At 67.8% G+C, this 25,759-nt stretch carries 28 protein-coding genes; 13 read left to right on the forward strand and 15 right to left on the reverse strand.

All coding sequences use genetic code 11. The features are described from left to right. Positions 1–164: 164 nt before the first annotated feature. Positions 165–1,124, reverse strand: a complete 960-nt coding sequence (locus tag ON40_RS11685; RefSeq protein WP_040821731.1) for an NADP-dependent oxidoreductase — start codon at positions 1,122–1,124, stop codon at positions 165–167. Positions 1,125–1,238: 114 nt separating this feature from the next. On the opposite strand from ON40_RS11685, the gene ON40_RS11690 reads away from it, so the two are divergent. Further along, the gene (locus ON40_RS11690) at positions 1,239–1,760 is read left to right on the forward strand and encodes a MarR family winged helix-turn-helix transcriptional regulator (protein ID WP_040821734.1); all 522 of its coding nucleotides are present in this window, start codon (positions 1,239–1,241) and stop codon (positions 1,758–1,760) included. Positions 1,761–1,988: 228 nt separating this feature from the next. Further along, a complete protein-coding gene (locus tag ON40_RS11695; RefSeq protein ID WP_040821736.1) occupies positions 1,989–2,507 on the forward strand; it encodes a hypothetical protein in 519 nt (172 codons plus the stop codon). Positions 2,508–2,559: 52 nt separating this feature from the next. Here ON40_RS11695 and ON40_RS11700 read toward each other — a convergent pair whose 3' ends face one another. Continuing rightward, positions 2,560–3,012: a hypothetical protein gene (locus ON40_RS11700; RefSeq protein WP_040821739.1), complete on the reverse strand. Its 453-nt coding sequence runs from the start codon at positions 3,010–3,012 to the stop codon at positions 2,560–2,562. A 183-nt stretch (positions 3,013–3,195) separates the two neighbouring features. On the opposite strand from ON40_RS11700, the gene ON40_RS11705 reads away from it, so the two are divergent. Continuing rightward, complete coding sequence (locus tag ON40_RS11705) at positions 3,196–3,432, forward strand: hypothetical protein (protein WP_040821743.1); 237 nt, start codon at positions 3,196–3,198, stop codon at positions 3,430–3,432. Positions 3,433–3,586: 154 nt separating this feature from the next. Here ON40_RS11705 and ON40_RS11710 read toward each other — a convergent pair whose 3' ends face one another. From ON40_RS11710 to ON40_RS11745, 8 genes are all read right to left on the reverse strand, one after another. Then, complete coding sequence (locus ON40_RS11710) at positions 3,587–4,201, reverse strand: NIPSNAP family protein (RefSeq protein WP_040821834.1); 615 nt, start codon at positions 4,199–4,201, stop codon at positions 3,587–3,589. Positions 4,202–4,297: 96 nt separating this feature from the next. Then, positions 4,298–5,080: an FAD-dependent oxidoreductase gene (locus ON40_RS11715; protein ID WP_083895583.1), complete on the reverse strand. Its 783-nt coding sequence runs from the start codon at positions 5,078–5,080 to the stop codon at positions 4,298–4,300. A 66-nt stretch (positions 5,081–5,146) separates the two neighbouring features. Next, positions 5,147–6,073, reverse strand: a complete 927-nt coding sequence (locus ON40_RS11720) for a hydroxymethylglutaryl-CoA lyase-like TIM-barrel protein (RefSeq protein ID WP_040821746.1) — start codon at positions 6,071–6,073, stop codon at positions 5,147–5,149. A gap of 10 nt (positions 6,074–6,083) precedes the next feature. After that, positions 6,084–7,700 carry an AMP-binding protein gene (locus ON40_RS11725; protein WP_040821748.1) on the reverse strand — a complete coding sequence of 539 codons (1,617 nt, stop codon included), beginning with the start codon at positions 7,698–7,700 and terminating at the stop codon, positions 6,084–6,086. Continuing rightward, positions 7,697–8,719, reverse strand: coding sequence for an LLM class flavin-dependent oxidoreductase (locus ON40_RS11730; protein WP_040821750.1), 1,023 nt, complete (start codon positions 8,717–8,719; stop codon positions 7,697–7,699). The genes ON40_RS11725 and ON40_RS11730 overlap by 4 nt, the downstream gene beginning before the upstream one ends. 9 nt (positions 8,720–8,728) lie before the next feature. Next, positions 8,729–9,193 carry a PaaI family thioesterase gene (locus ON40_RS11735; protein ID WP_040821752.1) on the reverse strand — a complete coding sequence of 155 codons (465 nt, stop codon included), beginning with the start codon at positions 9,191–9,193 and terminating at the stop codon, positions 8,729–8,731. Further along, a complete protein-coding gene (locus tag ON40_RS11740; protein WP_040821753.1) occupies positions 9,186–10,175 on the reverse strand; it encodes an Ldh family oxidoreductase in 990 nt (329 codons plus the stop codon). The genes ON40_RS11735 and ON40_RS11740 overlap by 8 nt, the downstream gene beginning before the upstream one ends. A gap of 67 nt (positions 10,176–10,242) precedes the next feature. Beyond that, positions 10,243–10,722: a flavin reductase family protein gene (locus ON40_RS11745; protein ID WP_040821755.1), complete on the reverse strand. Its 480-nt coding sequence runs from the start codon at positions 10,720–10,722 to the stop codon at positions 10,243–10,245. A gap of 92 nt (positions 10,723–10,814) precedes the next feature. Between ON40_RS11745 and ON40_RS11750 the strand changes: the two genes are divergently transcribed. Together ON40_RS11750 and ON40_RS11755 are read left to right on the forward strand one after the other, a co-directional pair. After that, positions 10,815–11,324, forward strand: a complete 510-nt coding sequence (locus ON40_RS11750) for a MarR family winged helix-turn-helix transcriptional regulator (RefSeq protein ID WP_218008774.1) — start codon at positions 10,815–10,817, stop codon at positions 11,322–11,324. Between the two features lie 38 nt (positions 11,325–11,362). Continuing rightward, positions 11,363–12,580: a bifunctional 3,4-dihydroxy-2-butanone-4-phosphate synthase/GTP cyclohydrolase II gene (locus ON40_RS11755; RefSeq protein ID WP_040821761.1), complete on the forward strand. Its 1,218-nt coding sequence runs from the start codon at positions 11,363–11,365 to the stop codon at positions 12,578–12,580. 98 nt (positions 12,581–12,678) lie between these two features. On the opposite strand, the gene ON40_RS11760 is transcribed toward ON40_RS11755, so the two are convergent. After that, positions 12,679–13,725 (reverse strand): hypothetical protein, encoded by a 1,047-nt coding sequence (locus ON40_RS11760; RefSeq protein WP_245567765.1) that lies wholly within the window; start codon positions 13,723–13,725, stop codon positions 12,679–12,681. A 123-nt stretch (positions 13,726–13,848) separates the two neighbouring features. Between ON40_RS11760 and ON40_RS11765 the strand changes: the two genes are divergently transcribed. Together ON40_RS11765 and ON40_RS11770 are read left to right on the forward strand one after the other, a co-directional pair. Beyond that, the gene (locus ON40_RS11765; RefSeq protein ID WP_040821763.1) at positions 13,849–14,505 is read left to right on the forward strand and encodes a TetR/AcrR family transcriptional regulator; all 657 of its coding nucleotides are present in this window, start codon (positions 13,849–13,851) and stop codon (positions 14,503–14,505) included. Positions 14,506–14,715: 210 nt separating this feature from the next. Further along, positions 14,716–15,381 carry a helix-turn-helix domain-containing protein gene (locus tag ON40_RS11770; protein WP_040821765.1) on the forward strand — a complete coding sequence of 222 codons (666 nt, stop codon included), beginning with the start codon at positions 14,716–14,718 and terminating at the stop codon, positions 15,379–15,381. Positions 15,382–15,430: 49 nt separating this feature from the next. Here ON40_RS11770 and ON40_RS11775 read toward each other — a convergent pair whose 3' ends face one another. Then, positions 15,431–16,777, reverse strand: coding sequence for an ammonium transporter (locus tag ON40_RS11775; protein WP_040821839.1), 1,347 nt, complete (start codon positions 16,775–16,777; stop codon positions 15,431–15,433). A 264-nt stretch (positions 16,778–17,041) separates the two neighbouring features. Here ON40_RS11775 and ON40_RS11780 point away from each other — a divergent pair, with 264 nt between their 5' ends. Genes ON40_RS11780 through ON40_RS11805 form a run of 6 tightly spaced genes read left to right on the forward strand, consistent with a single transcriptional unit; the run spans position 17,042 to position 23,811 of the window. After that, the gene (locus ON40_RS11780; protein ID WP_040821768.1) at positions 17,042–18,232 is read left to right on the forward strand and encodes an NAD(P)/FAD-dependent oxidoreductase; all 1,191 of its coding nucleotides are present in this window, start codon (positions 17,042–17,044) and stop codon (positions 18,230–18,232) included. A 39-nt stretch (positions 18,233–18,271) separates the two neighbouring features. Next, positions 18,272–19,609 (forward strand): type III glutamate--ammonia ligase, encoded by a 1,338-nt coding sequence (glnT, locus tag ON40_RS11785; RefSeq protein ID WP_085997700.1) that lies wholly within the window; start codon positions 18,272–18,274, stop codon positions 19,607–19,609. A gap of 23 nt (positions 19,610–19,632) precedes the next feature. Continuing rightward, complete coding sequence (locus tag ON40_RS11790; protein WP_040821772.1) at positions 19,633–20,532, forward strand: class II glutamine amidotransferase; 900 nt, start codon at positions 19,633–19,635, stop codon at positions 20,530–20,532. Next, positions 20,517–21,233 carry a GltB/FmdC/FwdC-like GXGXG domain-containing protein gene (locus ON40_RS11795; RefSeq protein WP_040821774.1) on the forward strand — a complete coding sequence of 239 codons (717 nt, stop codon included), beginning with the start codon at positions 20,517–20,519 and terminating at the stop codon, positions 21,231–21,233. The genes ON40_RS11790 and ON40_RS11795 overlap by 16 nt, the downstream gene beginning before the upstream one ends. A 2-nt stretch (positions 21,234–21,235) precedes the next feature. After that, positions 21,236–22,555 (forward strand): FMN-binding glutamate synthase family protein, encoded by a 1,320-nt coding sequence (locus ON40_RS11800; protein ID WP_040821775.1) that lies wholly within the window; start codon positions 21,236–21,238, stop codon positions 22,553–22,555. Then, positions 22,552–23,811, forward strand: a complete 1,260-nt coding sequence (locus ON40_RS11805; RefSeq protein ID WP_051193002.1) for an allantoate amidohydrolase — start codon at positions 22,552–22,554, stop codon at positions 23,809–23,811. Before ON40_RS11800 ends, ON40_RS11805 begins: the two co-directional genes overlap by 4 nt. Before the next feature lie 106 nt (positions 23,812–23,917). Here the strand turns inward: ON40_RS11805 and ON40_RS11810 are convergent, their stop codons facing one another. Genes ON40_RS11810 through ON40_RS11820 form a run of 3 tightly spaced genes read right to left on the reverse strand, consistent with a single transcriptional unit; the run spans position 23,918 to position 25,729 of the window. Then, a complete protein-coding gene (locus ON40_RS11810; RefSeq protein WP_040821777.1) occupies positions 23,918–24,943 on the reverse strand; it encodes an NADP-dependent oxidoreductase in 1,026 nt (341 codons plus the stop codon). Positions 24,944–24,977: 34 nt separating this feature from the next. Next, entirely contained in the window at positions 24,978–25,349 is a 372-nt protein-coding gene (locus ON40_RS11815) for a hypothetical protein (protein WP_040821779.1), read from the reverse strand. Next, entirely contained in the window at positions 25,346–25,729 is a 384-nt protein-coding gene (locus ON40_RS11820; protein ID WP_040821781.1) for a nuclear transport factor 2 family protein, read from the reverse strand. The genes ON40_RS11815 and ON40_RS11820 overlap by 4 nt, the downstream gene beginning before the upstream one ends. Positions 25,730–25,759: the final 30 nt, after the last annotated feature.

The following is a 25,759-nucleotide window of genomic DNA, read 5'->3' on the forward strand; positions in this document are numbered from 1 at the left end:
ACCGCCGGACCTGTTTCGAGCGCCAACCGGCACTGCCGGGCGCGAATTATGTACGCATGCAATGAAATTCGGCACTCGAAATACCGGAAGGCGACCTCGGCGAGCGTGCGGTGTTACCACAGACCAGCTGTGGCGTCAGCGATCACTCCAGTTCCCGACCCGACTCAGGTGTTGGCGCGGGATCGTCGGACTGCGGGTGGGACGGCAACGACCTTACCGTGGATCTCTCCCGCGTCGGACTGCTGATGGATCGCGGGCAGCTCGCTCAGCGGCACGCGCCGGGCGATCTCGACGTGCAGGTCGCCGCGGTCGATGAGGGCGACGAGGTGCGAGAGCGTGTCCGCGTCGGGGTGGACGAAGATCGTCGCCGCGCGCACGTTTCGATCCTCGTCACCGGGCGTCGTCACGGTCGGTGTCGTGGAGACGACCACGCCGCCATCGCGGACGCGCGTGACCAGGGCGGTGAATCCGTCAGGGGTGATCGGGGCGAGGTTGAGCAGCACATCGACGGGCTCGGTCACCGCGTCGAGCACAGAGGTGGCCGTGTGGTCGATGATCTCGTCCGCACCTGCCGCCTCGACGATCTCGCTGCTGCGCGGGCTCGCTGTGGCGATGACGTACGCACCTGCGCGCTTGGCCAGTTGCACAGCGTATCCGCCCACCGGGCCGCCGGCGCCGTTGATCAGCACCCGCTGGCCGGCCTCGAGCTCGCCGGCCTCGAAGAGTGCCTGCGAGGCGGTCAGCCCGACCGACGGCAACCCGGCAGCATCGGCCAGCAGCATGCTCGTCGGAGCCTGCACCAGCGCTTCCGCCGGGGCGACGACGTACTGCGCCGCGGAGCCGTCGGCATTCATGGGTATGAACCCGACGACGTTCTCGCCCACGGTGAGACCGTCCACCCCGTGGCCGATCGCGTCGATCGTGCCGGAGACGTCGTAGCCCGGAACGTGCGGCAGCGTCACCGGAATCGGCAGGAAGCCGCCGCGCATTCCGCCGTCGGCCGGGTTGAACGCCGACCCCGCGACCTGGATGCGCACCTCACCGGCACCGGGGACCGGCTGGTCGACGTCTTCGTAGCGCAGAACCTCCGGGCCGCCTGTTTCGTGGAACCGTACTGCCTTCATGGTGTCTTTCCTTTCGGCGTGTTGCTTTGAATTCGAAGCAACTGACGACCAAGCTAACACTGCTTCGAACTCGAAGCAAGTACTTCGAGTTCGAAGTACTGATAGACTCGGCTCATGCCCGCTTCGCCGCCGCCCCTGGATGCCACGCAGTTGGGCGCATACTTCGCCCTCATCGAGGCGAGCAGCCTGCTCAAGCACGCCGTCGAACAGCAGTTGCGGGAGGCCGGGGATCTCAGCTACGTGCAGTTCCAGCTCCTGGCCACCCTCGGAGACTCCCCGACAGGCAGTCGGCGGATGACCGATCTGGCCGACGGTGTCGTCTACAGCCGCAGCGGACTGACCTACCAGGCCCAGACACTGGAGAAGCGGGGCCTGGTGACCCGCACGTTGTCCGCCGATGACGAGCGCAGCATCACGGTCACCATCACTGACGAGGGACGTGCCGTGCTCGCGGGGGTCTTCCCCGGTCACGTCGCTGTCCTCGACGACCTGCTGTTCGCCCCGCTGTCCCGATCCGACGTCGAGGCACTCGCCGACATCCTCGCCCGCGCGCGAGACCACATGCGTCGGACGCCGCCGCGGTCGGCCGAACCGCGGCGGCGCAAGAAAGCAGCCGGAACGGACCGATCTCCTTAGACCGCAACTACTTTCGCCCGAACGTATGGCCGTGAGGACGCGACACAGCGCGCTGGATCAGCCTCACGTGAGCCATCATGCCGATAAGCCGAGCAATCGTGACCGGCTTATCGAGATCGACTGCGCCGGCGATCTCGCGCACAGTGGGACTCGTTCAGCCGGGGCTGAGCAATTCCCGCACGGCGAAAACCGTTGCCCCGCCATATCCCCCTCGCAGACAATGGATGCGTGATCGGTGACCGGTGGGGCGTGAGCGAAAGCGAGGTCGTCCGCTCGTACCCGTGCGACGACTTCGTCACCTCACCCGCACTGCAAGCGTGGCGGGGCGTGGGTGTGGAGGCGCCCGTCGAAGCGGTGTGGCCCTGGGTCGCGCAGGTCAGGATCGCGCCCTACGCGTACGACTGGATCGACAACCTCGGACGCCGCTCACCGCGAGAACTGGTGAGCCTTCCCGAGCCTCGAGTCGGAGAACGATTCACCACCGCCGCCGGGCGCGAGTGGGGCCGAATCGTCTCCGTCGATCCGGGGAATCAGCTGACGGGCAGGATGATGGGCGCTTTCATGTCCTACGTCCTGGTGCCCCACGATCACGACACGACGCGGCTGCTGCTCAAGGTTGTGATGCAGACCAACCGATGGGTGGCCCTCGGGCTGTCCGTCGGTGATCTGATCATGGCTCGGCGGCAGTTACTGAACTTCAAACAGCTCGTCGAGAGCCACCGACACCAGAACACGAACCGTCTGTGATCGCGCCGTGCTCGCGGTGCGTACCTGACGATCTCGCCGCCGGGTGGGTCGTTCAACTGGTCTGAGTGCCCGACCAGCCGAAGCTGAAGCTGTGCCCCTTCGAGCTGCAACTGATGGCGCCGCGGCCGCCACCGGAACACGTCGCTCCCGCATAGCTGATGGTGCTGCCGTAGCCGTCTCCCTCCGGCAACACCGGGCTGCCCGCTCGCCCGTGCTGCCCGAACAGCCCGAAGGTGGGATGCGCGGGCAGAATAGGCAGGTCGATCACCAGGTCGGTGACCGGGATGATGTTGTACCACTTGGCCATACCCGCCGGAATGTCACACCCGACGTCACCGTTGGAATCAATCGAGCAGGTCGCACCAGCGACACTGAAGTAGGCGGTGGTACCGACCAGATACGGTGTCACATCGACACTGGGTGGCGCCGCATTCGCAACGGCAGTACCGGCCATCGAGACCGCGACGGCAGCGGCCGCCACACCGACGAATGTGCGTGCTTTCATGGAGTCTCCCGAGAGTTCACCGGCCCCAGCGCCAGTTCTGCCGAAGTATCTTGTTGCACAGGCAATGTCGCCGGTTCGGGCCGAGGCGTTACCGATCGGAAGGGTTGACCGATCGACTGACGCCGTAGGATCGAGCCTGGCTGCCCACGGCGTAGCCGCACGAGCGAACGACGGAGGCGAAGTATGACCGACGAGGAAATCGTCGTCGCGTTCGCCCTGGCCAGACTGGACAACGCGAACAGCGACCTCGATCTGGAAGACGTCGCCACCCTGGTGGTGCGCCGCCTGTCCCCCGACCAGATGCTCGACCTCGCGACCCGCAACCTCGCCGAACGAGATGAGCTACGGGGAGCGCTGTTCGAGTCCGCGGTCGAGCACGTGCTCAGGACCGTGCTGACCGCCCGAGGGCCTGTCGACTGACACGGCGCGATACGCCGACAGCAAGCCGGTCCCCCACCGACATCGCCGAAAGAACATGCCGAAGCCGTTCCACGGTCAGCAGATTCCTTCAGCAGCCGCCTGGAATGGTCTGCGCGCCAACAACAGCCGACGGCGCGGACACCGGCTGCTTCGCTCAGTGCAGCGGGGAGAATTCGGCGGGAATGGCGATGGTGGAGGTCGCGTGGGCGATGTTCTCGGGGCCGTTCTCGGGTGGCCAGATTCCGCGTTCGTAGGACTCGCGGCGGATGGCCAGTCGTTGATCGAGGCTGGGGAATGGCCAGATGTGCGTGATGCGCGGGATGCCGTCCAGGCCGTACATCGCGGTGGTGAGTGGGAAGAGCGCGGTGCGTTCGGGGAGTGCGGCGGCCCAGCCGGCCATGGTGGGTGTCAGTCCGCCGACCTTCAACTCATAGGTGCGGAATTCGTAGACGTCGCCGTAGCGTCCGGTTCGGACGGGAGGGACGAACGGGAACGGCGCATAGGTCTCGACCGTGAAGGACTCCAGATGCTCGCCGACCCCGAAAGGGTTGGAACTGGTGAGGATCCGCTGTCGTTCCTCGGCGAGCGCATGCACATCCGCGAACTCGCGCAGTAGCAGTACCCGGCCGACGATCACACCGTGCTCCGTTTCCCAGCAGCCGAGCAGTCTGCCGCGCGCTGATGCGCCCGTGGTGTAGTCGTGCAAGATGGAGAGGGCTTTCGGCACTGTGTAGAGCTTCATTGCCAGATGGGTGAGTTCATAGAGCACTGCCAACGCCTCCGTGTAGTTACAGGTTTCTCCCCCGCTGTCGGCGCATCGATGGTCTCGATCGGGCACCGTCCCGGCCGATTTGCTGCGGACTCCTCAGCCATGGCGCCCCTCGGCCTCGGTCGCGGCGGTGTATCCCGCGGCGCGACCGAATACCGCGCCGGTGGCGAGCCGGGTTCCGCGCAGTTTCACGTTCACCCAATCGGGTCCGAGGTGCCGACGCCGTAGCTCGCGGTCGGCCTGGAAGCCGCCGGTGGCGATCACCACTGCGTCGCCGGGCAGCACGCCGCCGTCCACTGCCACGCCGGTGACTCGCCGGTCCTCGCGCACGACGTCGACGAGCGCGGTGCACCAGCGGATCTCGACCCCGATGCGTTCGGCGTACCCCAGCAGCGGCTCGATCACCTCGAAGCCGCGTGACATGCCCTCACCCGTGCTGGTCAGGATCTGCCCGGGCGGGATGTGCAGCACACCGTTGCGCACGTGTGCGCCGACGGTGCGGTTGAAGGTGAAGCGGACACCTTTCGCCGCCAGCCACCGCACGGTGTCCAGCGACTGTTCCGCGAGCGTTCTCACCAGCCGCGGGTCGGCCCGGCCGTCACTGATCGCCATCAATTCGGCGGCATAGGCGTCGCTCGCGTAGGGCGGAGCCTCGATCCGATCGGCTCTCATCCCGGGCTCGAAGTCCTGGGTGATCGACGTCAGGTCGGCGGGTCCGTCGTAGCGGAACAGGAACAGCCCGCCCGAGAACGCGGCATTCCCGCCGACGTCCGCGCGGCTGCCCTTCTCCAGCAGGACGACGTTCGCTCCGGCTTCGCGGGCGGAGATCGCGGCCGCGAGCCCGGTCAGGCCCGCTCCGGCGACAACAACTTTCGGCACTGGTCCTCCGTGTGTGGAATAACGCTGTCGAATCGGTTCCGGTCGAAACTGCTGAAACCCCGGGTGTCACCAGCTGAAGGCGAGGCGTCCGGCAGTCTCGTCCCGGGGTACGAGGCCGGTGTGTCGGACGAACCCCTTGCACGGGGCGCCGACCTCGGTGGCCAGCCAGTTCGCGGTGTCGATCAGGCGTGGCAGGTCGATTCCGGTGCGGACGCCGGACAATTCGAGCAGCTGCACGGCGTCCTCGGTGCATACTCCGCCGCCCTGGGAACCCGGCATGGCCGGGTGGCCGCCACTGCCCGCGAGCGTCGTGTCGATATTCCGCACGCCCAGGTCCAGTAGCGGAAGCAGGGCGGCCAGGCCCATGCCGCGGGCGTCGTGGATCTGCACGGTGAGGTTCTCGGCGGGTATGTGGTTCAGTGCGGCGCCGACCAATTCGCGGATCTGTGGTGGTGCCGCGTAGCCGGACGAATCGGCGAGAATCCAGTGATCCACGCCGATGTCGAGAAGCCGGCCGGCCAGTCGTTCGAGGTCCGCACCGCCGCGCGCGGGTCCGGTGGGCCCGCCCCAGGCGAAGATCACGTATGTGCCGAGCACGATGTCGTGGTCCGAGGCGTACGCGGCCATGCGCTCGAGCTCCGCCAGCGAGTCCGTAGTGGAACGCCCGATGTTGGCGCGGGCGAAGTCCTCATCGGCCGACAGCAGGAAAGACGCCGTATCCGCGCCCGAGTCGACGGCGCGCATGAGGCCACGCGTGTTGCCGACACAGCAGCCGAGACCCAGGCCCGACACGCGCGGAACCCGCGCGAACACGTCCTCGGCGTCGGCGAGGCCGGGGATCAGGTCGGGGCGGACGAACGACGACAGCTCGAACGTGCGCAGCCCGGCGTCGACGAGCCGTCGCACCAGTTCGACCTTGACCTCGGTCGGGACGCGATGGCTCTGGAACGTCAGGCGTGGCGCGATCTCGCGGATGCGCGCATCGGTGGGCATCCTGCTCGCCTCAGACATGGCGGGTCGGTGTGAAGCCCGCGGCCTGCGCATCCCAGGCGTCGAGCTGTCCCTGGCAGCGCAGCTCGGTTTTGCGGACCTTGCCGGTCGGCGTGACGGGTAGCCGATCGACGACGCGGTAGTAGCGAGGCACCATGAAATGCGGCATGCCGCGGTCACAGTGCGCGAACAGATCCGCGAAATCCACCTGCCGCCCGGAGTCCATCTCCAGCACGGCGAGTACTTCGTCTTCGCCCAGCTCCGACGGGGTGGCGATGGCGGCCGCCGCGACCACACCGGGATAGGCCAGCAGCAGCGACTCGACCTCGTGGGAGGAGATGTTCTCCCCGCGACGGCGCAGAGCATCCTTCTTACGGTCGACGAAGTAGAAGTACCCGTCCTCGTCGGTGTAGCCGAGATCGCCGGTGTGCCACCACAAATCGCGCATCGTCGCGAGCGTCGCCTCGGGATCGCGGTGGTAGCCGCAGAACATGACGTGGGGTTCGCGTGGCCGGTACACGATCTCACCGGCCTGCCCGGGTGCGGCGCGTCGGCCGGACTCGTCGTGCACCTCCACGATCGAGGACTCCGTGGGCAGCCCGATCGAGCCGATCTTGCGCGAGTCCAGCGGGTTGTAGAGCACGTTCTTGATCTCGGTGAGCCCATAGCCCTCGACGATGTGGACCCCGAAGCGTTCTTCGAACGGACGCAGTACCTGCGCGGGCGCGGGTGCGGCGAACACACGTCGTACTCGGTGGTCGCGGTCCTTTTCCGACGGTGGTTGCGCGAGCAGCGCGGGCAGGATCGAGCCCAGCGCGTTGAACTGGGTGACGCCGTGTGCGCGCAGCTCGTCCCAGAACCGGCTGGCGGAGAACCTGCGGCCGAGCACGACGGTGGCACCGGCGTACAGGCCGTGCAGGGTGATGTTGATCTGGGCTGCACCGTGGAACAGGGGCAGGCACGTGTAGAGCCGCTCGTCGGAAGCGGTGCCCATCTGGGCGGCGCACTCCCGTGCGGCGGCGACCTGCATACGGTTCGGGTACACCGCTCCCTTGCTGCGCCCGGTGGTGCCGGAGGTGAGCATGATGGCTACCGGATCGGCCGCGCCGACTTCGGGGAGCTCGCATCCCGGGTCGCCGGCCGCGATCAGCCCGCGCCAGGTCAGCACGCGGACGCCGGGCGGGGTACGGCCGGATGCGTCGTCGTCGAGCAGGACCACCGTGGTCAGTGTTCCCGGCAGTTCGGGGAGTTCGGCGACGAGGTCGAGCAGGGCAGCCTCGGTGATGAGGATCCGCACATCGGTGCTGCGCAGCGCGTGGTCGAGGAACTGCCCCTTGTACGCGGTGTTGACCGGGACTTCGACGAGCCCGGCGCGCGCGGCGCCGAACCAGGTGAGCAGATACTCGATGCGATTGGGCAGGAGGATGCCGACCGCATCGCCGCGCTGGGCACCGAGTGCGAGCAGGCCACGGGCCACCTCGGAGACAGCGCGGTCCAGCCGGCCGTAGGTCAGCTCGGTGCCGTCGACCACCAGCGCGGGCTTGTCCGGATGCGCGCAAGCCCGGGCGGCGACCAGACCGCCGACGGTGTCTTCCGCGAGATCCTCGGGGCCCCTGGGGTTTTCGGTCATGCCAACTCCTTCTTCGCCCGGGCCAGAAAGCCCTCCAGGGCCGGGTCCCAGGACGCCTCGGCGCCGGTGGTCACCAGGAACGCGTCGATGCCGAGGTCGCGGTAGGTACCCAGCGTGTCCAGGATGCGCTCCTCGGTGCCGACGAGCGCCTGCGAGTTGGCGAAACCGCCCAGCAGCTTGGTCAGGCCGGTCCAGAAGCAGTCATCGTGGAGTTCCTCGTCGGTCAGCGCGAGCGCCCGCTGCCGTCCGACGGAGGTGTCACTCGACGACGAGCGCAGGAACCGGCCACTGTTCTCGGCGATCTGCCGCTCCACCGCACGCGCCTGGGCCCAGGCGTCGTCGTCGGTGTCGCCGAGGAACAGTCGCAGGCTCAGCGAGAACGGTATCTTCCGGTGGTAGGCCTCGGCGGCCGCGCCGACTCGCTCGATGCGTTCCCTCGTACCCGCGAACGGCTCACCCCACAGCATGTACAGGTCCGCGTGGCGCGCGCCGAAGTCGACGGCATCGTCGCTCTCGCCGCCCATGAAGATCGGCACCTGCCCCTGCACCGGCCTGGTCGTGATCTTCACCGCCTCGGCCGTGTAGTACTCACCGTGGTGGTCGAAGGGCTCGGTGGAGGTCCAGGTGCGGCGGACGACGTCGAGGTACTCGACCGCGCGCCGATAGCGTTCGGCCTTGGGCAGGTCGTCGGATTCGCGGCGCAGATCCTTGTCCGACCCGCCGACGACCACATTGATCGCGAGCCTGCCGCGGGCAAGCACATCGAGTGTGGCGAAGTAGCGCGCGGCGGCCACCGGCGGCATGACACCGGGCCGGTGCGCGACGATCGGTGCGAACTTCTCCGATACGGCGAGGGCGAAGGGCGCAGTCGCGTGATTGTGCGGCCAGGTCGAGGAGTATCCGAGCAGGACCCGGTCGATCACCTCCGAGCGGTCCAGCTGGTGGATTCGCTCGATCATCCGGTCCGGATCGGTCTCGTCCGCTGCGAGGGGCTGGGCCCCGGTGAAAAACTCGACCATTGTTCCTCCTCAGTTGCTTGTCAGCCACGCGTGGTGCCTGGCGTAGTGGTCGGCGCGGCGGGTGCGGAGTTCGGCGCGCGCGGTGGCCAGCGTCGGACCGTCCCGGCCGAGGGCCAGCACCGCCGAGACCGTCCAATTCCTGCCGCTGTGGGCATCGATCGACGCCGTCGCCGCGAGGCACTGCTCGACCGGAACCGGGCGCTGATAGGAGACCGCCAGCGACTTCGTGACCAGCCGTCGTTCGGTGCGCAGCACGGCCATGGTGAGCACGTCATCGAAGACGGCGGCGATCCAGCCGCCGTGCGCCACCTCGGGCCCGCCCTGCCAGTGGCGTGGGCAGATCACGTCGAACCGCAGCGGGTCCTCGCGTGCCTCGACGCCGAGCCGGCAGCGGTCGTTTCCGGAGCAGCCGCCGCAGAGCAGACGACCCGACGCGGACGGTTCGATGGTGAAGTCGTCCGGGTGTTCACTCATGAGCGGCCTCCCGCAGCGCGGCGACCACCGTCTCGGGTACGTCGATCGTGCCGCGCCGCAACGTCTCCTCGCGGCATGCCGCGGACCGGTCGAACGGCACTCGGACGGCCCGGCCGCCTTCCACGGGTCTGGTCGCGCGGATCGACGCGGCGAACTCGGTGACGCGGCGGCGGTAGTCGTCCGGGTCGGTGAGGGCGGCCGGATCGACCAGCAGTACGAAGAACCCGCAGTCGGAGATGCCCGGCGGATCGGCCGCCGCTCCGCTCATCATCCCGAGCAACTGCACCACCGCTGCCAGTCCGGAACCCTTGTGCCCACCCCACACCCCGAATGCCCCCGCCAGTGCGGCGCCGGGGTCGCTCGTCGGTGACCCGGCGGCATCGTAGGCTTGGCCCGGCTTCAGTTCCTCGCCGAGCCGTGCCTTCAGCACCACTTCGCCGTACATGACGGCGGAGGTACCGATATCCCAGATGACCGGCGTGGGTTCGGCGGGAAAACCGAACGCGATCGGGTTGGTGCCGAACCGTCCCTCGGTACCGCCGTGCGGGGCGACGACTGCGGGCCCGCTGCCCGCGATCACCCCGGCGAGCCCGGCCGCCGCAGCCTTCTCGAGGTAGTGGGAGAACATGCCCGTGTACCAGGTGTTGCGTGCGCCGACGACGGAAATGCCGTGTGCGCGAGCCTTTTCCGTCGCCAGCTCGAGCGCACGCATGCCGACGAGATATCCCACCTGATCGCCACCGTCGAGGGTCGCCGATACGGATGTCTCGCGGACGATCTCGATCGGTCGCGGCGCTTGGGTGGTGGCCCGGATCCGCTCCGTGATCGACACCGCCCGGGCGAGCCCGCCGAACGCCAGTCCGCGCAGTTCGCAATCGAGCAGGTGATCTGCGATGACGACGGCGTCGTCCGGGGTGTGGCCGACGGTGGTCATCGCGGCCACGACGAGAGCGTGGGCATCGGACAGGGTCAGAGTGGTCATGGACGGGACTCCGGGTTGGTCATGACATGCCTCTCCATCGAGGTAGGGGTGGGCTCCGGCGTGTGGTTCAGCCGGCCGCGAGATGGTGGTACCGACTTCGGAAGAACAGCAGCGGCCCGGCCGCTGGGTCGGCGCCGAGATCACTGACCCGGCCGACGACGATGCGGTGGTCGCCGGCGTCGTGCACGGTCTCGATCGTGCAGCCGATCCAGGCCACAGCACCGTCGAGCACGGGATCGCCGTGCGGCCCGGGATGCCAGCTCAGGTCCGTGAACTTGTCGCCACCGGAAACCGCCAGCGCTCGGCAGAGGTCTTCCTGCCCGGCGGCGAGCACATTGACGCAGAACGTGCCACGCCGGGCGATAGCGGGGAATGTCGAGGACGTCTTGCCGGGCAGGAACGCCACCAGCGGCGGATCGAGCGAGACCGAGGTGAACGACGAGACTGCCATGCCTACCGGCTCGCCGTTCACCGCACGCCCGGTGATCGCCACGATGCCGCTGGGGAAATGTCCCAGGACCGACCGAAACACCTCCGATGTAAGCATGCTGACAGATTATAAGCATGCATACTTGAATGCAAGCATGCTGATCAATTCGCTTCGGCAAGCACCTCTACGCTGCAGAGATGACCGACCCATTGCCCTATATCGATCCGTTCGACGACGGTCGCTCGCCCGCACGAGCGGCGACCGATATGGATGAGGCGTCGTCTCTCATCGACGCCGCGTTCCGGTTCGAACGTGCCGTCTCGCGGATCGGGAACGCGCGCCTGCGGCCATGGAACATGACCCTGTCCAGCTACACGGCGTTGCGGATACTGGCCAACCGACCGCACCTGACGCTGGCTCAGCTGTCCCGGCGCTGCTACGCCCGACCGCAAACGATGACGCGCATCGTGACCCAGTTGGAGAAGCGAGGTTTCGTCGCACGCAGCGCGCACCCGGAGAGCGAGCGAGCGCTTTCGCTCGAAGTCACCAAGGCCGGCGTTGCCGCGCTCGACGAGATGGGTGCCGCGGTGCTCGAGATCAGCGACACGCTCAACGAAGTGGTCGGCCGGGAGGAGATCGTCGCCGCCGACCGTCAATTGCGGCGAGCCGCGCTCGTCGTCGAGAGCGAGCTTCGCGAGATGGGGCGTCCAGAAGAGTAAGCATGCGGACGTAGTATAAGCATGCTTATACTACCTACATGGATCGATTGACGATGGCGCTGGCAGCGCTGCGAGAGGGTCGGCCGGTTCTCGTGACCGACGCGGCCGACCGGGAAAACGAGGGCGACGTAGTGCTCGCCGCGCACGCCGCCACGGACCACTGGATCGGGTGGACCATCCGGCACACTTCAGGCCTGTTGTGCGCGCCGCTGACCCCGCACCGCGCGGCTGAACTGCGCCTGCCGCCGATGGTGGAGTCCAACGAGGATCCGCGCGGCACGGCCTACACCGTGAGCGTGGATGCGAAAACCGGGGTGAGCACCGGGATCAGTGCCGCGGACCGGGCCCGCACCCTGCGGCTGCTCGCCGATCCGTCGGCCACGTCCGTGGATTTCGTGCGCCCGGGGCACATCCTTCCGCTGCGCGCCCGGGTCGACGGCGTGCTCGAGCGGCCGGGGCACACCGAGGCGTCGGTGGACCTCTGCCGGTTGGCGGGTCTGCCTCCCGTCGCGGCCATCGCGGAACTGGTGGACGACGACGGGTCGATGCTTCGCGGCCCCGGCGTCGACGCGCTCGCCCACCGCTTCGACCTGCCGACTCTGACCATTGCGGAGTTGATCGCCTATCGCCGCCGAAATCCCTTGCCGGTCGGGGAAGAGCCGCGCGTCGTGCAGACCGCCGAAACCGTGCTGCCGACCCGGTACGGCCGCTTCCGCGCGCTGGGCTATCTCGACCTGCGCACCGGCGCCGACCACCTTGCCCTCGTTCACGGCGAGCCGCGCGGCGAAGTGACCGTACGCGTGCACTCCGAATGCCTCACAGGCGAATCGCTCGGCTCCGAACGTTGCGACTGCGGCCCCCAACTCGACGCCGCACTGGCGCAGATCGGGCGCGACGGTGGCGTACTGGTGTACCTGCGCGGGCACGAGGGAAGGGCCATCGGCCTGAGAAAGAAACTGGCCGCATACGAAATTCAGGACGACGGACTCGACACGGTGGACGCCAACCTGCAACTCGGCGCACCGGCCGACGCGCGCGAATACGGCGCCGCCGCAGCCGTACTGCTGGACATGGGTATCACCTGCGTCCGGCTGCTGACCAACAATCCCGACAAGATCCGGGACCTCGAAACCGGCGGAGTGTCCGTCGCACGTCGCATTCCACTCACGGTCGGCGCCATGCCTGCGAACCTCCGGTACCTGACCACCAAGGAGCACCGCATGGGCCACCTGTTCGGCGAACGCGAGGTTTCCTGAGCAGTCCGGTTTTCGAGGGCTGCGGCGTTCGGTCTCGCGGATGCGCGTGAGCCGTCTTCATTCACTCTTCCCGCTCCCGGAGTCGAGGTGTTCCTCGCTCAGAAGGCCGGTGTCGCAACGGGTTTGCGTGTCATCTCGCCGCCGTAGTACTCGGCGACGGCGGCGAAGGCCGCTTTGGGTTCCCAGGCCAGGTCCGGATAGGTGTCGCCGCGGCGGCCCTCCAGGACCTTGACGATGCCGAGGCTGGCGAGGTCCAGATCCTCTCGCGGGTCGCCGCCGGGACGGTGCGGGTGGCTGTGGAGTGCGAACAGGAATACGAAGGCGCTGTCGACGCCTTCGCTGTCGAAGATCTCCAGCAGTTCGCTCAGGTATGCGGCCTGCCCGGCCTCGTCCCGGGCGTACCGCCCGTTCAGCCGGATCGGGTCGCCGGTGGCGGTGTCGTATTCGACGATCTCATTGCTGCGCGGCGCCACATCGGCGGCGCCGCGCCAGGTGGCCGTGCCGAAACCGGTGATCGCCAGCGGCTTTCCCTGCGCGACCAGAGCACGTACACCCGCCCGGAACTGGTCGGCCACCTCGGCGGAGCGGATGAGTTCGATCGACATGATGTCGAACGGTGTCCAGTCGATCCGCTCGAACGGTATGGCGCAGTAGGTGAGTGCGCCCCCGAAGGCTTCACGGACCACGGTTACCGCCTCCCCGAGGAAGTCGTCGAGGCGAGCGCTCAGCTCCGCGAGACGCTCACCGCGGGTATCGGGGTTGCCCAGCAGGAAATCGAGCCGCTCCCAGACGGTGTCGCCGGGCAGAAATCCCCGGTTCATCAAGCTCAGTTCGACGCCGGTGACGAAAACGACCTCGGCCCCTGTCCGCCGCAGCCGCTCGGCTCTGCGCGCGCAGTCGGCGAACAGCGACAGGATCTGCGCGGTGGTCAGTTCCAGGGGGTAGGGCGTGAACCACACCGCCGGCCCCAGTTCGGCGGCGCACCGGGCTGCGAGTTCCAGCCGGTCCGCGTCGCCTCCGACGATCTGAACGGCATTGCAGTGCAGGTCATCTCGGATGATGGCCAGCTCCCGCCGGACGATTTCGGGGTCGAATTCCTTCCGTGACGCCCGGCCATGCCGGATGAAACCGGTGTCGTACGTCATCCCCTTGCCTCGCATGTGCGTGGTCCCTTCTGTCGATCGGGGTTCGGACGGCGCCAGCCTAGAGATAAACCATGCGTATGCGCAATATTTCGCGTGCGCATGTTTTTGTGTCAGAATCGGATCGTGACGACGAGACCGGCAGGATTGCGCGAACGCAAGAAGCAGGCCACCCGCGAGGCACTGCGAGAAGCGGCGCTGCGACTGGCGCTGGAACGCGGGCCGGACAACGTGCGCGTCGAGGACATCGCCGAGGCGGCCGGTGTCTCGCCGCGGACCTACAACAACTATTTCTCCAGTCGTGAGCAGGCGATCGTCGCCGCCGTCACCGCCGAGCGGGAGGCGCGAGTCGCGGCGGCGGTAGCAGCTCGGCCGCCGGGTGTTCGCCTCGCCGACGCCGTCATCGAGGCGATCCTGACGCAATACACCGATCCGGGCGAACACCGTCGCGACGCGTTGCTGTTGATCACCACCCACCCGGCGCTGCGGGATGCGTTTCTCGATGCCACCAGCGCGATCTCGGAACCTCTCGCAGCCGCGATCGCCTCCCGTCTCGGCGCTCTCGACACACTCACCGCCCCCGTGCTCGCGGCCGCCGTGGCCGCCGCGATCCGTGTCGCCCTCGAACAATGGCTACAGCCGCCGCCGGGCGTGCCTGCCACCGCAGGCTTCGTCGTCGCGTCCGGCTCGCTGCCCGACCTGCTCCGCGCCGCACTCACCCCGCTCGAGCCGGCACTCGACGCAGCAGAGCAGGGACCGCCGCGACCACCCGGACCTCAGTGAGAGGCCGCACGCCCGGAACGCCACCCCGCGGCGCGGACGCGACCGGCGAATTCAATCACGAACTGCCGACGAGAGATTCCGTATCAGATCTGGTCCCATGTTCACGGTGCCCCGCCGAACGGTTCAACCACCGGTACTCCCCACCGATCTGCGCGTCTTCGTCCGTTCTCTGTCTACTATCAGGAAACTGTGGGTCATAGACTGGTGGTCATGAGTCAGCCAGCGATCCGCCGCGAGCACCGTGACACCGGCGATCCCGCCCCGGTACAGCGTGAGGTTTCCCCGGACGCCGCCGCCGAGGCCGGGTTGGAGCGGGTCATCGGTGATCAGGTGCGACGGCTGCGCGCGGCCAGCGGTCTCACTGTCGGGGAGGCCGCAGCCAAGATCGGGATCTCCAAGGCGATGCTGTCGAAGATCGAGAACGCGCAGACCTCGTGCAGCCTGTCCACCCTGGCGCGGCTGGCCGCCGGACTGGATGTTCCGGTGACCTCGCTGTTCCGCGGGGCCGATGCCGAACGCGAGGCGGTGTTCACCCCTGCCGGTCACGGCGCGGTGATCGTGGGCCGCGGCACGCGCGTGGGCCACCACTACGAACTGCTCGGCGGATTGCGGGGCCAGCACAAGAGATTGGAGCCGGTGCTGGTCACCCTCACCGAGTCCAGCGAGACCTTCCCGCTGTTCCAGCACGCCGGCACCGAACTGCTGCACATGCTCGAGGGAGTCATGGTGTACGGCCACGGGGACGCGGAATACACACTGCGGCCAGGTGATTCGCTGCTGCTGGACGGCGAGGGACCGCACGGGCCGAACGAGCTCGTGCGGCTGCCGATCCGGTTCCTGGCGGTGACGGCCTACCCGGACAACCACGTCGAATAGCCCCTCGTGCCGTGACGGACGCCCCGCCCGCCCTGGAACCACGGCGGGATCAGTTCCGGCTGGCGGATTCGGCCGCGGCGGTGAGGGATTCGGCCGCTCCCACGGCATCGGCAGGCTGCGCCGGTGCCGTGGCGGTCGCGAATGTGTCGAGCACGTAGGCGGTTTCGCCGTGCACCGCGACGTCCAGCCCTTCGCTCTCGCTGTCGCGATCGATCCGGATACCGCGCACCATGTGCATGACCTTGGCGATGATCCAGGTCACCACGAACGAGTACGCGAGTACCGCGAGTACCGCGACGGCCTGGCGCCACAGTTGATTCAGGCCACCGCCGTAGAACAGCCCCGCCACCGCATTGGGTGCGGCCGGATCGCCGAGCAGCCCGATGAGCAACGTCCCGAGGATGCCACCGACCAGGTGGATCCCGACGACGTCGAGCGAATCATCCAGTTTCAGCCGGTATTTGAGCGATACGGTGAGACAGCAGACCGCACCGCAGATCGCGCCCACCACGAGCGCGCCCAGCGGTGAGACCGCACCGCACGCCGGGGTGATGCCGACGAGCGCGGCGATCAGTCCCGACCCCGCGCCGAGTGAGGTGGCGCGGCCCTCGCGCACCTTCTCCACCGCGAGCCACGCGCAGATGCCCGCGCACGAGGCGGCGAGGGTGTTGAGTACCGCGACCGAGGCCGAGTTGCCCGCGGACAGCGCCGAGCCGCCGTTGAACCCGAACCAGCCGAAGAACAGCATCCCCGCCCCGAGCATGGTCAGCGGAAGACTGTGCGGGCGTGGCGCATTGGGGAATATCTGCCGGTTGCCCAGCACCAGGACCAGCGCGAGTCCGGCGATGCCGGCGTTGATGTGCACCGCGGTGCCGCCGGCGAAGTCGATGGCCTTCAGCTTGTTGGCGATCCAGCCACCGGTGACCGCGCCGTCCTTGCTGTCGAAGGCGAAAACCCAGTGCGCCACCGGGAAATACACCAGCACCGCCCACAATCCCGCGAACACCAGCCACGACCCGAACTTCATCCGATCGGCCACCGCACCGGCGATCAAGGCGACCGTGATCGCCGCGAACAGCAGCTGGAACGCCGACACCACCGCCGGTGGCAACGCACCGGCCGGCGCGGTGAGCAGCCCCGAGGAACCGAAGTACTCGAACGGGTCGCCCAGCAGCCCGAGGCGGCCGAGGGAATTGCCGAATGCGGCCGAATATCCGACCACGATCCACAGCACGCCGACCACGGCCAGCGCGCCGAAGATCATCATCGCCATGTTGAGGGTGTTGCGGACGCTGACCATCCCGCCGTAGAACAACGCGAGCCCGGCCACCATGAGCGATACGGCCGCGAAGGCGGCCAGCATCCACGCCGTGTCGGCGGCGACTGCCTGATTCATCGTGATCACCTGTTTTCCAGAGAGCCTTCATGACGCCCATGAGGAATCGACGTCTCACAAGAGTGAACACGGCAGATGTTGCAGTAGTCGATCTTAATGTGAATCCACGGTTAATCGCCGCAGAGTCACGTCCCATCGCGTCCACCGGCGGTAGACATAGTTTCGTGACGTTCGAGAAACGCGCCCGTCATATCGGTCATGTTTCATAGCGTTCAACATCGATTCACCGCAGATGACAAACGGCGGATTCACCGAGGATGTGGCATGACCGAGACCACCGAATACCTGATCGTCGGCGGCGGGCTGGAGGGCCTGGCGATCGCCTGGTCACTGGCCGATCGCGGCGCCACCGACGTGCTCGTGGTCGAGCGCGACACGCTGTGCTCGGGTATGACCGGCAAATCCAGCGGCGTGGTGCGCTGTCACTACGGCGCTCCGTCGCTGGCCGCGATGTCGTGGTACGGCGTGCAGGTATTCGCCACGGCGGCAGAACGATTCGGCGACGACATGGGTTTCCGCCAGTGCGGTTACGTCGTCGGTGTCGGCCCGGACAACGTCGAGCCGCTCGAGGCCAATGTCGTGATGCAGCAGCAGTTGGGCATCGACGTCGACTTCATCGATCACGACGAGATGGCGCAGTTGTGGCCGGGCCTGCGGCTCGATGACTTCGCCGCACTGGCCTACGAGCCGCGCGGCGGGCGCGGCGATGCGCATCTGACCGGGATGGCCTTCGCGGCCGCGGCCCGGCCGCTGGGCGTGCGAATCCGCCAGAGCACCGAAGTGACGGCGCTGCTACAGGATTCGAGCGGCACGGTCTACGGCGCGGCGCTCGCGGACGGGACGCAGGTCCACGCCGGAACGGTGATCGTGGCGGCCGGTCCGTGGTCGGCCGCGCTCGGCGCCACCGTCGGCGTCGATGTCCCGGTGAAAGCGCAACGCGCCCAACTGGTCCTGGTCGATCAGGGCGAGCCGCTCCCGCCCGTCCCGGTCCTGTCGGACCTGGCCGGATTGCAGTATCTGTGCCGCGAACCGAACGGCGAAATCCTTGCAGGGAACAGCGATCACGCCGCACCCGAGTACATCGACCCCGATCACTACACCAACCGCGCCGACGACAGCATCATCGAGAAGGTCATCGGAAAGCTGGATCACCGGCTGCCACACATGCCCGACCCGCGGATCAGCGGAAGCTATGTCGGCGCCTACGACGTCACCCCGGACTACAACCCGATCATCGGTCCCTCCCCCGCACCCGGACTCTTCCTGGCGACCGGATTCTCGGGCCACGGTTTCAAGATCTCCCCCGCGGTCGGGCGCCTGGTCGCGGATCTGCTGCTCGATGGAACCACCACGCTGCCCGGGGTCGCGGCCACCGACTTCCGCTATTCGCGATTCGCCGAGAACGCACCGCTGCTGAGTCCGCACCCCTACCAGGGTGCGGGCGAAATGCGCTGAGTAACAACCGATCACATGAGTATCGCAGGAGAAACCGCCATGCCCGATGCCGCCACCGTCACACCGATCACCACCGATACCTCACTGACCCGGCTCGCCGAGGCCACCGACACCACCTTCGTACTCGCGCTGTTCACCACCTTGTCCGGCAAGCCGTGCGCGAAACTGGTCCCCGCCGCCGCACTCGGCCAACTCGAGGCCGACGGCGCCGGATTCGCCGGCTACGCCGCGGGAATGATGGGCCAGCAACCGCGCGACCCGGATCTGGTCGCGCGGCCCGATCTCGCCTCGTTCACCCCTGTACCGTTCCTGCGCCCGGGTCTGGCACTGGTGCACTGCACCCCGTACGTGGCGGGCGAGCCGTGGCCGTTCGCACCGCGGGCGATCCTGCAGCGCACCCTCGAACGCGCCGCCGAACGCGGTTTCACCGTCAACGTGGGCGCCGAGGTCGAATACTTTCTCGTCGACCGGGATACCGACGGCACGCTCGGCACCGCCGACCGCGCCGATGTCAGCCGCCAGCCCTGTTACGACGCGCGTGATGTCACCCGGATGTACGACCACCTCACCGAGGTGTCGGCGGCGATGAACGCGCTCGGGTGGGGCAACTACGCCAGCGACCACGAGGACGCCAACGGTCAGTTCGAGCAGAACTTCGACTACGCCGACGCGCTCACCACCGCCGACCGCGTGATCACCGCTCGGTACCTGTTGTCCGTGATCGCCGAGAAGCGCGGAATGACAGCGACATTCATGCCCAAGCCGTTCGCCGACCGCACCGGCTCGGGCATGCACCTGCACCTGTCGCTGTGGCGCGCGGGCGAGCCACTGTTCCCCGGCGCCGGTGACACGCACGGGCTGGGCCTGTCGCCGATCGCGTACGCATTCCTGGCCGGTCTGCTCGACCACGCGTGCGGGTTGCAGGCGGTGATAGCGCCAACGGTCAACTCCTACAAGCGAACCGGTGCCACCACCACAAGCAGCGGCGCGACCTGGTCACCGCGCTACGCCACCTACGGCGGCAACGACCGCACCCACTACCTGCGCGTCCCCGATCACAATCGGATCGAGTTGCGCGGTGCGGACGGTTCGGCGAACCCCTACCTGGCCGCCGCGGCGGCGATCGCGGCCGGACTCGACGGCATCGACCGCGGACTCACCCCCGGACGGCCCGGCGAGGGCGGCGATCGGATGCTGCCGATGACCCTCGTGCACGCCGCGGACGCCCTCGACGCCGACCCCGTGCTCACCGCCGCGCTCGATATCGCCGGGCCCGGTGTGGCCGCCTACTTCACCGAACGCAAACGCGAGGAGTTCTTCACCTGGCACAACACGGTGTCCGCGTGGGAGATCGACCACTACCTCACGGCGTTCTGACCACCGATTCGGAGGAGAAAATCATGTGCGGAATCGTCGGACTGCATCTGCGGGACGCGACCCTGTACCCGCGCCTGGGTGCGCTGCTGACCGACATGCTCGGCCACATGTGTGACCGCGGACCCGATTCGGCCGGTATGGCCGTCTACGGCGATCCGGTCTGGTCACCGCCGGGGCATGCCACCGTCTCCCTGCTGGACAACCCCGCCACGGCCGAACAGCTCGCCGAATCACTCGCTCGCGCAACGGGAGTCGAGGTCATCGCGCACGACCTCGCACCCACCACCGTGCTGCACGCCGCACTCGACGCGACCGAGCTGGCCGAGGCGGTCCGAGCACACGCCCCCGACGCGCGGATCGTCGGTTTCGGCTCCGGCCTGACCGTGCTCAAGGGCGTCGGCAACCCCGGTGAGCTGGCCCACCGATTCGGCCTACCGGCCGCCCAGGGCTGGCAGGGCATCGGCCACACCCGCATGGCCACCGAATCGGCCGTGACCGCGGAAGGGTCGCACCCGTTCTCGGTCGGCCCCGGCCAGTGCCTGGTCCACAACGGTTCGTTCAGCAACCACATGGGCATCAAGCACGAACTGGAGCGGCACGGGGTGCGATTCGACAGCGCCAACGACACCGAGGTGGGCGCGCGTTTCGTCGCCGAACAACTCGCCGCGGGAGCGGATCTGGAGAAGGCGCTGCTGCTGTTGAACGAACGCTTCGACGGCTTCTACACACTGCTGGTGTCCACCAGCGACTCCTTCGCGGTCGTGCGCGACGCGATCGCCTGCAAACCCGCGATCATCGCCGAGACCGACCGCTGGGTGGCGATGGCCTCGGAATACCGCGCACTGACCGATCTGCCCGGCGTGGAGAACGCCCGCATCTTCGAACCCGAACCGGAAGAGGTGTACCTATGGCACCGACAGTGACCAGCATCGTGCCCGACCGCGAGACCCGCGTCATCGCCGATCTCGCCACCTCGACGGTGCGCGAGGTGAACGCGCTGCTCGCCGGACCGGACGCGCCCGCCGCGCTCACGATCACCAATCCCCGTGGCGCCCATGCGCTGGCGTGCGGACTCGACGCCGATCTCGACGTGCGGATCACCGGCCCGGTCGGCTACTACTGCGCAGGAATGAACCAGCGTGCGACGGTGACCGTCGAGGGCAATGCCGGTGTCGGCGTGGCGGAGAACATGATGTCGGGCACCGTGCGGGTGCGCGGCACCGCCTCCCAGTCGGCCGGGGCCACCGCGCACGGCGGGTTGCTGGTCGTCGAGGGCGACGCCGGTGCCCGCTGCGGGATCTCGATGAAGGGTGTCGACATCGTCGTGGGCGGCAGCGTCGGGCATATGAGTGCCTTCATGGGACAGGCCGGGCGTCTGGTCGTGTGTGGCGATGCCGGTGAGGCACTGGGTGATTCGCTCTACGAAGCGCGGCTCTATGTGCGCGGGACAGTGGCCTCCCTCGGGGCGGACTGCATCCGCAAACCGATGCGCCCGGAACATCTCGACGAGCTGACCGAACTTCTCTCGATCGCGGGATTCGATTACGCCGCAAGCGAATTCACCCGATACGGATCGGCTCGCACGCTGTACAACTTCCACGTCGACAACGCCGGAGCGTACTGATCATGACCACTTCCCATCCCGTACTGCGTGAATCGGCCACCTTCGACCGCCGCGTCATCGCCGAGATCCAGCGCGCCGCCGACACCGGCATCTACGACATCCGTGGCTGGGGCGCCAAACGCCCCCTCCCGCATTTCGACGATCTGCTCTTCCTGGGCGCCTCGATGTCCCGCTACCCGCTGGAGGGCTATCGGGAACGCTGCGACACCGACGTCGTGCTCGGTGATCGGCACGCGAAACATCCACTGCACCTGGATATCCCGGTCACCATCGCGGGTATGAGCTTCGGGGCTCTGTCCGGGCCGGCCAAGGAGGCACTGGGCCGCGGCGCCAGCGCGGTCGGCACCTCCACCACCACCGGCGACGGCGGTATGACCACCGAGGAGCGCGGTCAGTCCAAACACCTTGTCTACCAGTACCTTCCCTCGCGCTACGGCATGAATCCGGACGACCTGCGCAAGGCCGACGCCATCGAGGTCGTGCTCGGCCAGGGCGCCAAGCCCGGCGGCGGCGGAATGCTGCTGGGCCAGAAGATCACCGAGCGGGTCGCGGCGATGCGCACCCTGCCGCAGGGGGTCGACCAGCGCAGCGCCTGCCGTCATCCGGACTGGACCGGGCCCGACGATCTGGCCATCAAGATCCTCGAGCTGCGCGAGATCACCGGCTGGGACAAGCCGATCTACGTCAAGATCGGCGCCACCCGCACCTATTACGATGTGAAACTCGCGGTGAAGGCCGGAGCCGATGTCGTGGTCGTGGACGGTATGCAGGGCGGCACGGCCGCCACCCAGGAGGTCTTCATCGAGCATGTCGGGATTCCGACGCTGGCGGCCATCCCGCAGGCGGTGCGGGCGCTGCAGGAACTCGGGGTGCACCGGTCGGTACAGCTGATCGTCTCCGGTGGCATCCGTACCGGCGCGGACGTGGCCAAGGCGATGGCGCTGGGGGCCGACGCGGTCGCGATCGGCACCGCCGCGCTCATCGCACTCGGCGACAACAGCCCTCGGCATGCGGCGGAGTACGAGCGGATCGGTTCGGCCGCAGGCTGTTACGACGACTTCCAGGACGGGCGCGACCCCGCCGGGATCACCACCCAGGACCCCACACTGGCCCAGCGCCTGGACCCTGTCGAGGGCGGTCGTCGGCTGGCGAATTATCTGCGTGTGCTAACCATGGAGGCGCAGACTTTGGCGCGGGCCTGCGGTAAGTCGCATCTGCGCAATCTCGAGCCGGAGGATCTGGTGGCGCTCACGGTGGAGGCGGCCGCCATGGCACGTGTTCCGCTCGCGGGCACGAACTGGATTCCGGGAGGCGCGGCATGAGCCGGATCGTGACCGAACAGCCGAATCCCGTTGCGGGCGTGTTCGATCCGCTGTGGAACGAGATCCTCGAGGTCGGCCGTCACCGCGGCACGGGCGGCTACCGCCGCTATGCCTGGTCCGATGCGGATCTCACACTGCGAGACTGGTTCGCCGGCGCCGCCGCGTCCCGATCCATGCAACTCGACACCGATCGCAACGGAAACCTCTGGGCGTGGTGGCTGCCCCGCGGCTGGATCGGGTCCCCGCGCGGCGCCTTCGTCACCGGCTCACACCTGGACTCGGTTCCCGACGGCGGCGCCTACGACGGTCCGCTCGGCGTGGTCTGCGCGTTCGCCGCCGTGGATCTGTTGCGCGCCCGCGGTTTCGAACCCGCCGTGCCGATCGGTGTCGTCGCCTTCTCCGACGAGGAAGGCGCCCGATTCGGCGTCGCGTGCATCGGGTCCCAGCTCAGCACTGGCGCCCTCGCGCCGGAACGAGCACTGGGCCTGCGTGACAACGACGGCATCACCTTGGCCGAGGCGCTCACCCATGCCGGGCGCACCCCCGAGCATCTCGGCCCTGATCCTGAATTGATCAGCCGCATACGCATTTTCGTGGAGCTGCACATCGAACAAGGGCGGCTGTTGGACCGCATCGACCGGCCACTGGCCGTCGCGTCCTCCATCTGGCCACACGGGCGCTGGGAATTCGTCTTCGACGGCGAGGCCAATCACGCGGGCGCCACCCACCTCGCCGACCGGCGCGACCCGATGCTCGCGTTCGCGGCCACCGTGCGTTCGGCCCGCACCGTCGCCGAACGACAGAACGCGGTCGCGACCTTCGCCAAGGTGCTCGTCTCCCCCAACGGCACCAACGCGATCGCCGCTCGGATCCGGGCCTGGCTCGATGCCCGCGCCGCCGATCAGCACACCCTCGACGCACTGCTGGCCGACATCACCGACCTCGCCCGGCAACACGCCGCCGAGGACCGGATCACGCTCGACATCCACACCGAATCCGTCACGCCCATAGTGGAATTCCCGCAACCGCCACGCGAGGCGCTACAGCAGGCACTGGCCCACTACGGCGAGATCCCGATCGTCCCCACCGCCGCCGGCCACGACGCCGGAATCCTGTCCTCGCACGTCCCCACCGGCATGATCTTCGTCCGCAACCCCACCGGAATCTCGCACTCCCCCAAGGAATTCGCCACCCCCGAGGATTGCCGCCTCGGCGCAACCGCCCTCGCCGACGTGATCATGGCGCAGTGCAAATGAGCACTGCGCGCCATCCCCGGCGGTTCGGTCGACAGGCGAACCGCCGGGAAACCGAGTGCGTCAGTGGACTGGAAGTGGCTGGGTGGCCCCAGTCCAGTGCCTCCTCTCACGTATCGAGCCGACAGAGGGTTTTTCCGACAGTGGCCCCGGACAGCATCGCCAGCAGCGCGGCGATCGCGGATTCGATTCCGTCGAAGACGGATTCGCGGTGGATCAACCGGCCGTCAGCGAGGTAACCGGACACCTCTCGGCGCATCGAGTCTTCGAGATGCGTGAACGAACCGGCCCGGAACCCCCGCATGCGCAGCCCTTTCGACACCATGGTGAACAGATTCGGCGGGCCGGGCACTGCGCTGTCGTCATAGCCGGCGATCGCTCCGCACAGCGCGATCCGGCCGGACGGGCGCAGGGCGTCCAGGGCGGCGGTGAGGTGGTCGCCTCCGACGTTGTCGAAATAGGCGTCGATGCCGCGGGGCGCAAGGGCTGCCAGGGACTTCGGCAACGGTCCGTCGTGATAGTCGAATGCCGGGATGCCGAGTTCGTCGCGCAGGTACGCGACCTTCTCCGGGCTTCCGACCGAACCCAGCACGGTTGTCCCCCGCAACTTCGCGAGTTGCGCGGCCAGCGCACCCACCGCCCCTGCGGCCGATGACACCCACAGAACATCGGTCGTGGTCAACTCGAGGATCTCGAACAGTCCCACGTACGCGGTGAGCCCGGCACTGCCCAGCGGGCCGAGGAACCATTGGATCGGCAGCTGCCCCGCATCGATCCGGGCCGGGGCACCGTAACCGCCGATGGTCTGCGCCTGGGTTCCGACGATCGCGTATTCCCGATAACCGAGGGTATGGGAGACCAGATCGCCGATGGCGAATTCGGGTGACCGGGACGCGACGACCGTGCCGAGGGCGAGCCCGGAGAGTTCGTCGCCGGGCTGTAACGGCGGCAGGTATCCGTTCGGTGTGGTGTCGGCGAGCCGGATCCTGATGGATGGATCGATCGACAACCAGGTGTTGCGGATCAAGACCTCGCCGGGCCCGGGATCCGGGATCGGGGTTTCGACGAGTTCCAGATCCGCCGAACGCAACTTCCCGATCGGGCGCCGGGCAAGGCGCACATGACGATTCATCAACAGGTCCCTTCTCGTCCGCACGTAGGCGTGCGAATCACTGTGTGAAAGCGACCTCGGGCGTCCGAGCGATGAGCAAGCGGCGAACAGCGCCCGCGGCGTTGAGCTGTGCGGTCGCGTTGAAGGATGCTTCGAACGCACCGGCTCGGGTCGTGCGACCGACAACCAGCTCGTACTCGCCGATCACCGCACCGACATCGATGTGGTGGGTCAGCGTGCTCTTCTCCCGCTGTGCCAGGTAGGCGACCAGGCCGTCGCGATCGCCGACGAATTCGGCGCTCTGCCCAGCGCCCTTGGAGAACTGCACGGACATCGCGAAATCTTCGGCGATCATGCCGAGTACGCGATCCGGGTCGTCGGAATCCATATAGGTGAACCAGCGAGTGAGCACCGGAACAGTCGCCGTCATCGCCGCGCCTCCTCACGCGAGGACTGCACTGGTAGCAGCGCGAAATCCGCGCTGAACGAGACCTGATAGCGGTCGATACGGCCGTCGGCGTCGACATGCATCGCGGCGACGAACCAGCCGGTGGTCACGGACCCGTTCTCGGTAACCGCGCCGTGCGCGAACTGCATATCGCCCTCGGCGGCCACGCGCAGCAGCACGTGCCTGCGGTCCACCGCCGGCCGGCCGCTCAGATAGGCGAACATCGCCTCCCGGCCGCGGTCGCGGTTCACGCCCGCGGGCAGGACCATGGCGAACTCGACGTCCTCGGCCAGCAGAGCAGTCGCGTCCCGCAACCTGCCGCTGTCGATCGTCGCGTAGTACTTCTCGATTACGTAGCTCATGAATTGAATTTAGTTCAAGGAATCGTATCT

The organism is Nocardia jiangxiensis NBRC 101359 (genome assembly GCF_000308615.1).
GTDB lineage: Bacteria > Actinomycetota > Actinomycetes > Mycobacteriales > Mycobacteriaceae > Nocardia > Nocardia jiangxiensis.

What these genes read in the sequence shown, in the direction of transcription:
- ON40_RS11800 (WP_040821775.1), top strand. Translation starts at nt 21,236, where the DNA reads ATGACCACTTCCCATCCCGTACTGCGTGAATCGGCCACCTTCGACCGC.
- glnT (WP_085997700.1), top strand. Translation starts at nt 18,272, where the DNA reads ATGCCCGATGCCGCCACCGTCACACCGATCACCACCGATACCTCACTG.
- ON40_RS11795 (WP_040821774.1), top strand. Translation starts at nt 20,517, where the DNA reads ATGGCACCGACAGTGACCAGCATCGTGCCCGACCGCGAGACCCGCGTC.
- ON40_RS11700 (WP_040821739.1), bottom strand. Translation starts at nt 3,012, where the DNA reads ATGAAAGCACGCACATTCGTCGGTGTGGCGGCCGCTGCCGTCGCGGTC.
- ON40_RS11770 (WP_040821765.1), top strand. Translation starts at nt 14,716, where the DNA reads ATGAGTCAGCCAGCGATCCGCCGCGAGCACCGTGACACCGGCGATCCC.
- ON40_RS11815 (WP_040821779.1), bottom strand. Translation starts at nt 25,349, where the DNA reads ATGACGGCGACTGTTCCGGTGCTCACTCGCTGGTTCACCTATATGGAT.
- ON40_RS11760 (WP_245567765.1), bottom strand. Translation starts at nt 13,725, where the DNA reads ATGACGTACGACACCGGTTTCATCCGGCATGGCCGGGCGTCACGGAAG.
- ON40_RS11720 (WP_040821746.1), bottom strand. Translation starts at nt 6,073, where the DNA reads ATGCCCACCGATGCGCGCATCCGCGAGATCGCGCCACGCCTGACGTTC.
- ON40_RS11755 (WP_040821761.1), top strand. Translation starts at nt 11,363, where the DNA reads ATGGATCGATTGACGATGGCGCTGGCAGCGCTGCGAGAGGGTCGGCCG.
- ON40_RS11685 (WP_040821731.1), bottom strand. Translation starts at nt 1,124, where the DNA reads ATGAAGGCAGTACGGTTCCACGAAACAGGCGGCCCGGAGGTTCTGCGC.
- ON40_RS11690 (WP_040821734.1), top strand. Translation starts at nt 1,239, where the DNA reads ATGCCCGCTTCGCCGCCGCCCCTGGATGCCACGCAGTTGGGCGCATAC.
- ON40_RS11725 (WP_040821748.1), bottom strand. Translation starts at nt 7,700, where the DNA reads ATGACCGAAAACCCCAGGGGCCCCGAGGATCTCGCGGAAGACACCGTC.
- ON40_RS11730 (WP_040821750.1), bottom strand. Translation starts at nt 8,719, where the DNA reads ATGGTCGAGTTTTTCACCGGGGCCCAGCCCCTCGCAGCGGACGAGACC.
- ON40_RS11780 (WP_040821768.1), top strand. Translation starts at nt 17,042, where the DNA reads ATGACCGAGACCACCGAATACCTGATCGTCGGCGGCGGGCTGGAGGGC.
- ON40_RS11745 (WP_040821755.1), bottom strand. Translation starts at nt 10,722, where the DNA reads ATGCTTACATCGGAGGTGTTTCGGTCGGTCCTGGGACATTTCCCCAGC.
- ON40_RS11805 (WP_051193002.1), top strand. Translation starts at nt 22,552, where the DNA reads ATGAGCCGGATCGTGACCGAACAGCCGAATCCCGTTGCGGGCGTGTTC.
- ON40_RS11820 (WP_040821781.1), bottom strand. Translation starts at nt 25,729, where the DNA reads ATGAGCTACGTAATCGAGAAGTACTACGCGACGATCGACAGCGGCAGG.
- ON40_RS11790 (WP_040821772.1), top strand. Translation starts at nt 19,633, where the DNA reads ATGTGCGGAATCGTCGGACTGCATCTGCGGGACGCGACCCTGTACCCG.
- ON40_RS11775 (WP_040821839.1), bottom strand. Translation starts at nt 16,777, where the DNA reads ATGAATCAGGCAGTCGCCGCCGACACGGCGTGGATGCTGGCCGCCTTC.
- ON40_RS11705 (WP_040821743.1), top strand. Translation starts at nt 3,196, where the DNA reads ATGACCGACGAGGAAATCGTCGTCGCGTTCGCCCTGGCCAGACTGGAC.
- ON40_RS11735 (WP_040821752.1), bottom strand. Translation starts at nt 9,193, where the DNA reads ATGAGTGAACACCCGGACGACTTCACCATCGAACCGTCCGCGTCGGGT.
- ON40_RS11740 (WP_040821753.1), bottom strand. Translation starts at nt 10,175, where the DNA reads ATGACCACTCTGACCCTGTCCGATGCCCACGCTCTCGTCGTGGCCGCG.